The organism is Blattabacterium cuenoti (assembly GCF_014251335.1).
Classification (GTDB): Bacteria; Bacteroidota; Bacteroidia; order Flavobacteriales; family Blattabacteriaceae; genus Blattabacterium; species Blattabacterium cuenoti_G.
This window is the reverse complement of record NZ_CP059186.1, coordinates 593627-605073: the sequence shown is the minus strand read 5'-3', so window position 1 is coordinate 605073 and position 11447 is coordinate 593627. Positions and strand designations below refer to the sequence as shown.

Below are 11447 nucleotides of genomic sequence, written 5' to 3'. Positions count from 1 at the left end.
TTTATTTTTCTCTTATTTCAGCTTTTAATTTTTTTTTCAAAAATAATTCAATTTTTTTCATTGAATTATTAATAATTTTATCAGTCAATGTTTTTTTTTGACTTTCAAAAAAAAAACTTACAGTATAAGATTTCTTTGAAATAGGAAAATTTACACCTTCATATAAATCATATATTTTAATTTTTTTTATTATATTATTTTCTTTTTTTTTAATTAGTTGATTTATTTTTTCGAATGAAAAAGTTTTATCGACTAATAAAGATAAATCTCTTCTTGATATAGGATATTTGGAAAACGGAACATAAATTATTTTTTTTTCTTGAATAAGAGATATCAAATATTGCCAATCAATTTCTGCATAAAATATTTCATTTTTTTTTAAAACATTATTTTTATATTTTCCAATTTCTACTAAATTTTTATGATTGTATAACATAGAAATTCCATTTTCTAATAATGGATGTTTGGAAAGTATTTGAGTATAATTATATATTCCACTTTTTTGAAAAATTTGTTCAATAATTCCTTTTAAATAAAAAAAAAGATAATTTTTAGATTCAGTTTTTTCTTTTTGTGAAATAACTATTCCAAGACAGGTTTTTTCTAAAAATTCATTATTTATTTTAAAATATACTTTCCCTAATTCAAAAAATTTGATTATATCAGAATCAATTCGGTTATTATTATAATTGTATTTGATACAATCAATCATGTTAAATAATAAGCTAGAACGCATGAATTTATAACTTTGATTCACTGGATTCATAACCCTAATCTCTTTTCTATTAAAAAAAGAATTAAGTAAATAAGAATATTCTTTTTCATTTATTATAGTAGAAGAAATAATTTCTTGAAATCCATAACAAACTAATTGTTCCAAAAATATTTTTTGTATTTCATGTTCTGTTTTATGAAAAAATTTAGGAAATGTAGTAATTTTGATTTTTTTATTATATACTGGTATTTTATGAATACCATAAATACGTAATATTTCTTCAATTACATCTATTTCCCTTTGAACATCTGTTCTATAGGAAGGGACACTAATAAATAAATATTTATCATTTTCATAATGAATCATCATTTCTAACAAAAACAAAATTTTTTTTATTTTTTTTCTCGATATTTTTCTTCCTATAATATTTACAATTTTATTATAACGGAGTTTTATTTTTGAAAAAGATATAGGATTAGGATAAAAATCAATTATATCTGAGCATATTATTTGATTTTTTATCATCTTCTTTATAAGAAAAGATGCTCTTTGTAGAGTGAATATAGTCTGATTAGGATCTATATCTTTTTCAAAAAGATGTTGTGTTTCTATTTTTAAAAAATGTTTTTTTCTAATATTCCGTATAATGTTAGGATTAAAACAAGCGCTTCCAATAAAAATATTTTTAGTTCTAATATGTATATTAGATTTAATATTATTGATCATTCCAGCTATAGATAATGGTTTTACAGTATCATAAATAACTAAATCTTCTTCATCAAGTTTAATTGTTATATTATCTGATAATTTAAAATCTGTATTTTTTTCCGCATTTTTTATTATAATTTTTCCATCCTCTATTTTATCCATGTCAAAAACATGTATAGGTTGGCCCAATTCGTACATAACAAAATGCATTGTATCTATTATATTATTTACAGATTTTATCCCTATAGATTTTAATATAGAAATTAACCAATATGGAGATGGCTCTATTTTTATTTTTGAAATAAACATTCCGGAATATCTTACACATTTTTCTTGTATTTTTACAAAAATTTGAATACGAGATTTATTATTACAATTGATTTTTTCATTGATTCCTGGTTTTAACAAATCGACTTTATATCCCCGAAATCTCAATACAGCGTATAAATCACGCGCAATCCCGTAATGACTCATCGCATCTGTACGATTAGGAGTTATTTCCATATCTAAAATAAAATCTTTATCCGTATTATTGATCCCTTTTACTGTTAATCCAATATCAGTCAATATATTGGAAATTTCGTTCTCATCTATATTAAGAGGAAATACATATTTTTTAAGCCAATTCAATGATATTTTCATATTTTTATTGTAGACATAATCAATATAAAAATTGATTCTTCTTTTTTTTTGTTATATAAAGGTCTTAAAACTCCCATATTATGATATAGGTCAAAAAAAACAAAATCTTCATTCAAAGAAGATAAAACTTCAATTAAAAATTGAGAGTTAAAACCTATTTTCATATTTTTCAGGTCATTAAAAACAATTTTACAGTCAATTCTTGAGATCAAATTATGAATATCAATCGTATTTTGATCACAAATTTTTAATTCATTATGATTAAAATGAAAATCAATAAAATTTTTTTTGTTTTTAGAAAAAATAGAAATTCTTTTAATAGTATTTAACAATAACAATTTATTAATAATAAGAGATACTTGACATTTATTATGATGAATAATAGAATGATAGTCTGGATATTCTTCATTTATTAGTTGACATGAAAAAATATAATTTTTTAAATGAAAAATAATATTCTTATTGAAAATTATGAGAAAAATCATATTATTTTTTTTTTCATTCTTTAGAATTTCCTTAACTATATAAAGATGTTTTCGAGATACAGTAAATTGTATATTTTGATTCGTTTTAAAATTTTTTATAGTATATTTAACTAGTTTATAAGTGTCTGTAGAAACAAAATTGGCTTCATTGGTAAAAAATTGAAAAAATACTCCATTGAGTATAGGTTTCAATTTTTCGTCTCCAATATTAAATAAAACTTTATTTAATATTTTTAAAAAAATATTTGAAAATAAAGAAATTCTTACAGAAGAATATTTCCCTAATGGATAAAGAGAGGTATTGTTATGGTTTCGACAAGTAGGAACTTCATAAACTCCCTGCTTGGAATAAATATTAAGTGTATTTTTTTTTTTCTTTAGAAAAAGTTTTTCATTTGAAAACGTATTTAGAAGATCTATCATAAATTTTATAGATACAGTCACTTTTCCTTTAGTATATTTTTTAATATTTATCTTGACATATGTAAAAATTAAATTTTTTGAATCTAATCCCCATATAATTTTTAATTTATTTTTTTTCGAAAATACAAAAGTAATTGAATTCGATAAATTATTAATATTTATAATTTTATATAAAGTATGTAATTTTCTTAATAGAAAGTAATTTAAAACAGAAAAATACATATTCTTTGTTTTACAAAAAAACAATGATAATTCATTTTTTGTAGCGTGAGGGGGATTTGAACCCCCGACCTCTGGGTTATGAATCCAACGCTCTAACCAACTGAGCTATCACGCCGATAATGTGTGTTTTATTTTTTTATATTACTTAACTAGATAAAGTTAGTATATTTTTGTCTTATATTAAGATTTGTGATATTATGACTATTGATTTAAGTAATCTTAGAAAGAACTATACAAAAAATCCTTTATTGGAATCTGAAGTCCCAAAAGAACCTTTTTCCTTGTTTGATTATTGGTTTGAACAAGAAAAATCATTTCAAAAAGATAACGAAGAAGTTAATGCTATGTCTATTTCTACTATAGGGGCAGATGGAGGGCCAGAAACTAGAGTTGTTTTATTAAAAGAATATTCCAAAGACGGATTTATTTTTTATACAAATTATCATAGTTTGAAAGGAAGAGCAATTCAAAACATACCAAAAGTATGTATTTCTTTTTATTGGAAAAATATGGAAAGACAAATTATTGTTAAAGGAATAACATCAAAAATTAAAAGAAAAAAGTCAGATGAATATTTTCATAACAGACCTAGAGGAAATCAAATTGGAAGTTGGGTCTCTAGACAAAGTATGATTATTTCGTCTAAAGAATATTTATTAAAACAATATAAGAAATGGAACAATTTTTTTGTTAAAAAAATTATAAAACGCCCTTTTGATTGGGGAGGATATGTTGTAAAACCTTATAAAATGGAATTTTGGCAAGGACAACCTAATAGACTTCATGATAGACTTGTTTATATTTTAGGAAAAGAAAAAAAATGGATCTTGTACAGATTATCTCCATAAGAATATGGAAATAAATAACAAATAGATAAAGTTTGTTCTCCGACAAACTTTATCTATTTTCTTTAAAATCATAATTTTGTTAATTCTGCTCCTATTTTAAATTTAGCTACTTTTTTTCCTGGAATATGTATTTTCTTTCCTGTTCTAGGATTGACTCCATTTCTAGGATGTCTTTTTACTACAGAAAAGGTTCCGAATCCTACAAGTGTTACCTTATCTCCTTTTTTTAAAGATTCAATCACTGTTTCAATAAATGCATCTGTAACGTTTTTTGCTTTTATTTTTGTTATTCCAGTTTTTTCAGCTATTGAATTAACCAATTCCGTTTTGTTCATGAATAATTAATTTAATTTTAGTTAGTTAACTATAAAATAATCTTATAATTAACAATAGCAATAGCAAATATATATATATAAAGTATAAATGATTAAATTTTTTTATCGAACGAAAAGATTTTCTCTTATTTTCAATCCATTAATTAAGTTTTTTATATGCATTCTTTTTTTTCCCTCTATTTGGCCTTCAATAATAGAGATAAAACCTTCTTTAACGGAAATTTTCATTTCATATGATAAAACAATGAAGATCAACCCAATTGGGAAAATATGTTTTTCCCGTATTTTTTTAACAAAAGAAATTTTAAATCTAACAAATTTTTTTTTATTAAAAAATAATAATGTCCATGCTGTAGGATAAGGGCTTAATCCTCTTATTTTGTTATAAATTGATTCTATAGAAGGATTCTCCCATTGTATTCTACAATCTTTGGTATATATTTTTGGAGCATATTTTAATAAAGAAGAATCAATATTTTTTTGAGAAATAGGTTTTATTTCATTTTTTATAACTTTTTCTAAAGTTTGAATAACCATATAACCACTAATTTTTTTCAATTTTTTTTCTAGTTCTCCTGCAGTTTCTTCTTTTTTTATTTCAATTTTTTTTTGGAAAAGAATTTTTCCAGAATCTATTTTTTCTTCTATAAAAAAAGTAGTTAATCCAGTTTTATTTTCTCCATTAATAATAACCCAATTAATAGGTGCAGCCCCTCTATATTGTGGAAGAAGAGAGGCATGTAAATTAAAAGATCCCATTTTAGGAAAACTCCATACTTCTTTAGGTAAGATTCGAAATGATACAACTATTTGTATATCTGCATTCCATACTTTTAGATTTTCTAAAAAAGAATGATTTTTAAGATTTTTAGGTTGTAAAAAGGGAATATTATTTTCTAATGCGTATATTTTAACAGGTGTAAATGCTTTTTTTCCTTGATTTTTAAAAATATGGTTATCAGGACTTGTGATGATTCCTACAATATTGTATTGTTTGATATATAATTCTTTTAAGGTATAAAGAGAAAAATGGTTTGAACCTATGAATACAATTTTGGGAAATTTTTTCATGTAATTTATTTGTAATTTAAATTCACTAATTTTATCTTGTAATTTTTATAAAAAAGTTCATTGATTTTTGAAAATCAAATATATAAAAATAAAATATCATTTTTTTAATTTTAATAATGAAAAATATTAATATATGTATTGGACTTTAGAATTAGCTTCTCATTTAGAAGATGCCCCTTGGCCTGCAACAAAGGAAGAATTGATTGACTTTGCTATTCGTACTGGAGCTCCTTTAGAAGTAGTTGAAAATCTTCAACAGTTAGAAAATGGAGAAGGAGAAGTTTTTGAATCTATAGAAGATATATGGGCAGATTATCCACGTGATGATGAAGATTTTTATTGGAATAGAGATGAATATGAACTTTGATTTATTTATTTTTTTATGTTTATTTTTTTTATATAAACGATTAATATATTTTTTAGTTTAATGAGTTTTATTAGAAATATTTTAAATAAATTATTAGTAAATAAAAATGATAGAGACCTTAAAGAGGTTAGAAAATTTTTGATCCAAATCAAAAAAGAAGAGAAAAATATATTTTTATTATCTGACGATGGATTAAGAAATAAAACTAAAAGCTTAAGAAATATTATACAAACATCTACAAAAAAATTTCATGAAAGGAAAAAAAAATTATTGAATAAAATACAAGAAAAATTTTGTTCTATCAGCGTTTTAGAAAAAATATACTCAAATGTAGAAAGTATTCAAGAAGAATGTTACAAAACAGAACAAAAAGTATTAATAGATATTTTACCTCAAGCTTTTTCTATAATTAAAGAAACAGCTAAACGTTTAAAAGAAAAAAAACAACTTATCGTTACAACTACTTCTTTTGATGAAGAGTTATCAAAAATAAAGTCTTATGTCCATTTGAATGGAGATAAAGCCATTTGGATAAATGAATGGGATGCATATGGAAAAAGCATTATTTGGGATATGGTTCATTATGATGTACAGCTTATGGGTGCTGTAGTATTACATCAAGGAAAGATAGCCGAAATGGCCACAGGTGAAGGAAAAACTTTTGTAGCAACTTTATCTACTTATTTAAATGCTTTATCTGGAAGGGGAGTGCATGTTGTGACAGTTAACAGTTATTTATCTAGAAGAGATACAAGCTGGATGGCTCCTTTAATGGAATTTCATGGATTAAAAGTTGATTGTATTGATAATTATTCATCTTCTGATGTATATATGCGGAAAAAAGCTTATCAAGCAGATATTACTTATGGAACAAATAATGAATTTGGATTTGATTATTTACGTGATAATATGGCTTGTTCTAAAGAAGAGTTAGTTCAAAGAGAATTAAATTATGCTATTATAGATGAAATAGATTCTGTGTTAATAGATGAAGCACGTACTCCTTTGATTATATCGGGGCCTGTTGATTCTAAGAAAGATAATAAAGAAGAATTTGAATTATTTAAAGGAAAAGTAAAAACTCTAGTTAGTCAGCAAAACATGATAGTTAATAATTTTTTGTATCAAGCAAAGAATTTAATAAAAAATGGAGAAAAAAAATTAGGTGGATTTAAATTATTTCAAGCGTATCGTGGATTACCCAAAAAAAAATCTTTAATAAAATTTTTGAGTGAAGATAATATTCGTCTCATTTTACAAAAAACGGAAAGTCAATATTTTCAAGATCATGGAAGAGAAATGTATAAAGTGGATAAAGATCTTTATTTCGTGATTGACGAAAAAAATAATACTGTAGAATTAACAGATAAAGGAATTGAGTTTTTATCACAAAATGTGGAAGATATAGGTTTTTTTGTTTTACCAGATGTAAATGTAGAACTTTCTGAAGTAGAGAAAGAAAATTTTTCTAAGGAAAAAGAAATAAATGAAAAGGAAAAACTTTTGAAAAATTTCTCTATAAAATCACAAAGAATTCATACTATTAATCAATTACTTAAAGCTTTTACTTTATTTGAAAGAGATGTAGATTATGTAGTTCTAGATAGAAAAGTGAAAATAGTAGATGAACAAACTGGTCGTATAATGGAAGGGAGGCGTTATTCTGATGGCTTACATCAAGCTATAGAAGCGAAAGAAAATGTTCAAGTAGAATCTTCCAGTCAGACTTTTGCTACAATCACTTTACAAAATTATTTTAGAATGTATAGGAAAATATCTGGAATGACAGGGACTGCAGAGACAGAATCCGGAGAATTTTGGCATATCTACAAATTAGATGTGGTAGTAATCCCTACACATAAAAAAATAAAAAGAAAAGATTTGCAGGATCTTGTTTTTAAAACTAAACGAGAAAAGTATAATGCTGTTATAGAAAAAATTATTCTTTTATCTCAAAATGAAAAAAGACCGGTACTTGTTGGAACCACTTCTGTTGAAGTTTCAGAATTTCTAAGTAGAGCTTTAAAATTTATGAAAATACCGCATAATGTTTTAAATGCAAAATTACATGAAAAAGAAGCGGAAATCATAGCAAAAGCAGGATTTCCTGGATCTGTAACTATAGCAACTAATATGGCAGGTCGTGGAACCGATATTAAACTATCAAAAGAAGTTGTTAAAAACGGAGGATTGTCGGTTTTAGGAACTGAAAGACATGATTCTAGAAGGGTAGATAATCAATTAAGAGGAAGATCAGGACGTCAAGGAGATCCAGGTAGTTCTCAGTTTTATGTGTCTTTAGAAGATAATCTAATTCGTTTATTTATTGATTCGGAAAGATTATCTAAATTAATGGATAGATTTGGACATAAAGAAGGAGATATAATACAACATCCTTTATTAACAAAATCTATTGAAAAAGCACAAAAGAAAATAGAAGAGAACAATTTTAGCATACGAAAACGTTTATTAGACTATGATGATGTTATTAATAAACAAAGAGAATTTATTTATAAAAAACGAAGAAATGCATTATGTGGAAATGAATTGAGTTTAGATATTTCTAATATGGTTTATCTTTTATTAGATGTAATGATTAATATCAATCAATCTCTCAATGATTTCAAAAATTTAGAGTATGAATTTTTTCAAATTTTTGGAATTAAATTTCCTATACAAGAAGATGAATTTTTATCCTACAAAGAACGAGATTGTGTCAATACACTTCATGATATAATTATTGGCTTTTATGAAAAAAAGAAAATAAAAATGATAGATCAAGATATTAAACCTATTATATCTAATATTGTGGATAATAAAAATCACGAATTTTATCAAATACGAGTTATTTTAACAGATGGATATCAAAATATAGTTTCTCTATCGGATTTGAAAGAGTTTTACAATACAAAGGGAAAATCTTTATTATCCATGTTTGAAAAAAAGACTATATTATGTTTTATGGATGAAAAATGGAAAGAGCATTTACGTGAAATGGATAGTTTGCGATATTCTGTACAAAATGCTGTTTTTGAACAAAAAGATCCTCTTATTGTTTATAAACAAAATGCTTTTAATTTGTTTCAAGAAAGAGTTTATAATATAAACAAAAGAATTATTTCTTTTTTACTTAAATCTGCTATTATAAGAGGAGACATTTTATGTTTTCCAAAAAATAAAAATAATTTTAAAACAAATCTTTTTATGAATCTAAAAGGAAAAGATAAAAAAAAATTAGGAAGAAACAATAGAATTAATATTCGTCATTTAATTACGGGAGAAACTAAAAATATTAAATTCAAACAGATAGAATTTTTTTTAGAAAAAGGAGAATGGATTATAGAGGATGATTCTTTTTAAAATAGAATATGTCAATTACAAATAAAACGTATATTTTTCCTTATTATTTTATTTATTATATTTTGTTATGTTGGAATAAGTTTATGGTCAATAAGAAAGAGTTATGATTCTATTAATTATATTCCATATAATGCATTTGGTGTCGTTTTAGGCACTTCTAAATATTTGCATGGAGGGGGAATTAACGCATATTTTAAGTATAGGATAGATGCAGCTTATTTTCTTTTTCGTCATAAAAAAATACGTTATATCATTGTAAGTGGAGACAATAGAGAAAAAAACTATAATGAACCAAAAATGATGAAAAAAGAGTTAATTAGAAAAGGGATTCCTTCTCATTTTATATATGAAGATTTTTATGGAATTAATACTTTACATTCTATTATTAGAGTACATAAAATTTTTCATCAAAAAAAATTTACGATTATATCTCAAAAATTTCATAATGAAAGAGCAATTTTTATTGGAAATTGTTTAGGATTGGATGTAATTGGGTTTAATGCTAAAAGTCTTACTTTTGACAGTAAAATACAACTCAGAGAAATTTTTGCAAGAATTAAAGTATTGTGGGATATGATTCTATATCCTAAAATTAGGATAAATAAGATAAATATTTTTTCAAAATTTGAGCATTATTAGATTTTTGGGTGTTTATTTCTAATAAAAAAGGTTTATTTGATTTTTTCCAAAAGAACAATAAACTATTTTTTAAAGCATTTTGATTGGATACTTTTTCATATTTCCAATGATACATTTCGCATATTTTTTCTGCAGAAAGAATATGTTTTGTTTCGAAAAAATTTAATATTTTTTCGGGAAGTTGTTTTTCTGAAATAAATCTAAAAATATTTCCCCCTCCATTATTAATAAGTATAATACGAAAGTTTTTTGGAATATAATTATTCCATAAAGCATTACTATCATAAAAAAAACTTATATCTCCAATAATTAATGTAACAGTTTTTTTTGTAACAGAAGAACCTACCGCAGTCGAAACACATCCATCTATTCCTGAAGTACCACGATTACAATAAGATTTAATAGAATATTTTTTTTCATCAAATAGTTGATAGTATCTTACAATCATACTATTTCCCAATTGTAGTATACTATTATTAGGTATAGCTTTAAATACAAAGAATAAAACTTTTAAATCTGAAAAACTTTTTTCTTTTTTTAAAAAATGTTTATGTTTTTTCTTTTTTTCTTTTCTCAATTTATCCCATTTTTTTCTGTAATCCGAAGGAAAAATGGTAGAATTATCAAAAATTTTAAAAAATGATTCTGGATTTATAGGCCAATAAGTCGTTAATTTATAATAGGTATCCGGATAATTTTCGTAATGTTTCCCTATATGCCAATGATATATTGGAGGATATTTTCTTAAAAGAAATTTTATTTTTTTGGATATAATATGTATTCCAATGGTTAATAAAATATGAGGTTTAAAAATTATCCATTTTTTAGGATTCATATTAAAAATAAGTTGATCTATATTTGAGAAAAAAAATTTTCCATATACATGAGATGTAGTTTCTGTGAAAATTACGATAGAAGGATCCAAACTTAACTTTCTTAAAATTTTTTCCATATTCTTTTCCGGATAATATAATCCCAATAAAATCATTTTCTTTTTACATTTTTTCCATATATGCTGTTCTTTTTTATAATTATATGTTTCAATATAATTTTGAACAGGAATAGTTTTTATAATTTTAGGTTTTACTTGTAAATGATTTGTGGTATTATAAAGTGGTTCAGAAAATGGGATATTAATATGTATAGGTTTATTTTTAAAAATACATTTGTTTATAGATTCATTCATCAATCTATCATTATACCATATTCCTGATTCAGATTCATCTTCTGTCAATTGAATAGACGTTTCTACGTGTTTTTGAAAAATATTTTCCTGATGAATAGATTGTCCTTCAAATACATCTACAATTTCTTTTGGTCTATCTGCAGTCACTAAAATAAGTGGAATTTTTTGATAAAAAGCCTCTGTAATTGCGGGATAACAATTAACAACAGCAGATCCAGAAGTGCAACTAATGACTACAGGTTTTCTGATTTGTTGAGCGATTCCTAATGCAAAAAAACTAGCACATCGTTCATCTACAATACTGTACGTTTTAAAATCTTTATGTTGAGTAAAATGTATAATGATTGGAGCATTTCTAGATCCTGGAGATATGATTATATTGAATATAGATTTTGCTTTTAAAATCTCTCCTAAACTTTGGACAATTTTTTTACTTGAATACATTT

The 11447-nt window shown here is 24.2% G+C and carries 9 protein-coding genes and 1 tRNA gene; 4 read left to right on the top strand and 6 right to left on the bottom strand.

What is annotated here, in order from left to right:
* Position 1 precedes the first annotated feature (1 nt).
* The 3 genes from pheT to H0H73_RS02915 form a co-directional block, all read right to left on the bottom strand.
* A complete protein-coding gene (pheT, locus tag H0H73_RS02925; RefSeq protein WP_185852123.1) occupies positions 2–2065 on the bottom strand; it encodes a phenylalanine--tRNA ligase subunit beta in 2064 nt (687 codons plus the stop codon).
* Complete coding sequence (locus H0H73_RS02920) at positions 2062–3195, bottom strand: DNA polymerase III subunit beta (protein ID WP_185852122.1); 1134 nt, start codon at positions 3193–3195, stop codon at positions 2062–2064. The genes pheT and H0H73_RS02920 overlap by 4 nt, the downstream gene beginning before the upstream one ends.
* Before the next feature lie 41 nt (positions 3196–3236).
* Positions 3237–3310 (bottom strand) — tRNA-Met (locus H0H73_RS02915).
* An 82-nt stretch (positions 3311–3392) separates the two neighbouring features.
* Here H0H73_RS02915 and pdxH point away from each other — a divergent pair.
* Positions 3393–4043: a pyridoxamine 5'-phosphate oxidase gene (pdxH, locus tag H0H73_RS02910; RefSeq protein ID WP_185852121.1), complete on the top strand. Its 651-nt coding sequence runs from the start codon at positions 3393–3395 to the stop codon at positions 4041–4043.
* A 68-nt stretch (positions 4044–4111) separates the two neighbouring features.
* Here pdxH and H0H73_RS02905 read toward each other — a convergent pair whose 3' ends face one another.
* Both H0H73_RS02905 and fmt read right to left on the bottom strand, forming a co-directional pair.
* Entirely contained in the window at positions 4112–4378 is a 267-nt protein-coding gene (locus H0H73_RS02905) for an HU family DNA-binding protein (RefSeq protein WP_185852120.1), read from the bottom strand.
* Between the two features lie 102 nt (positions 4379–4480).
* Entirely contained in the window at positions 4481–5449 is a 969-nt protein-coding gene (fmt, locus tag H0H73_RS02900) for a methionyl-tRNA formyltransferase (protein ID WP_185852119.1), read from the bottom strand.
* 133 nt (positions 5450–5582) lie between these two features.
* On the opposite strand from fmt, the gene H0H73_RS02895 reads away from it, so the two are divergent.
* The 3 genes from H0H73_RS02895 (at position 5583) to H0H73_RS02885 (ending at position 9815) form a co-directional block, all read left to right on the top strand.
* Positions 5583–5816, top strand: a complete 234-nt coding sequence (locus H0H73_RS02895) for a DUF2795 domain-containing protein (protein WP_012821710.1) — start codon at positions 5583–5585, stop codon at positions 5814–5816.
* Positions 5817–5876: 60 nt separating this feature from the next.
* Positions 5877–9176, top strand: coding sequence for a preprotein translocase subunit SecA (gene secA, locus H0H73_RS02890; RefSeq protein ID WP_185852118.1), 3300 nt, complete (start codon positions 5877–5879; stop codon positions 9174–9176).
* A gap of 165 nt (positions 9177–9341) precedes the next feature.
* Positions 9342–9815: a SanA/YdcF family protein gene (locus tag H0H73_RS02885; RefSeq protein ID WP_238784352.1), complete on the top strand. Its 474-nt coding sequence runs from the start codon at positions 9342–9344 to the stop codon at positions 9813–9815.
* On the opposite strand, the gene menD is transcribed toward H0H73_RS02885, so the two are convergent.
* Positions 9769–11445, bottom strand: a complete 1677-nt coding sequence (gene menD, locus H0H73_RS02880; protein ID WP_185852117.1) for a 2-succinyl-5-enolpyruvyl-6-hydroxy-3-cyclohexene-1-carboxylic-acid synthase — start codon at positions 11443–11445, stop codon at positions 9769–9771. The two genes, H0H73_RS02885 and menD, sit on opposite strands and share 47 nt — an antisense overlap.
* Positions 11446–11447 lie beyond the last annotated feature (2 nt).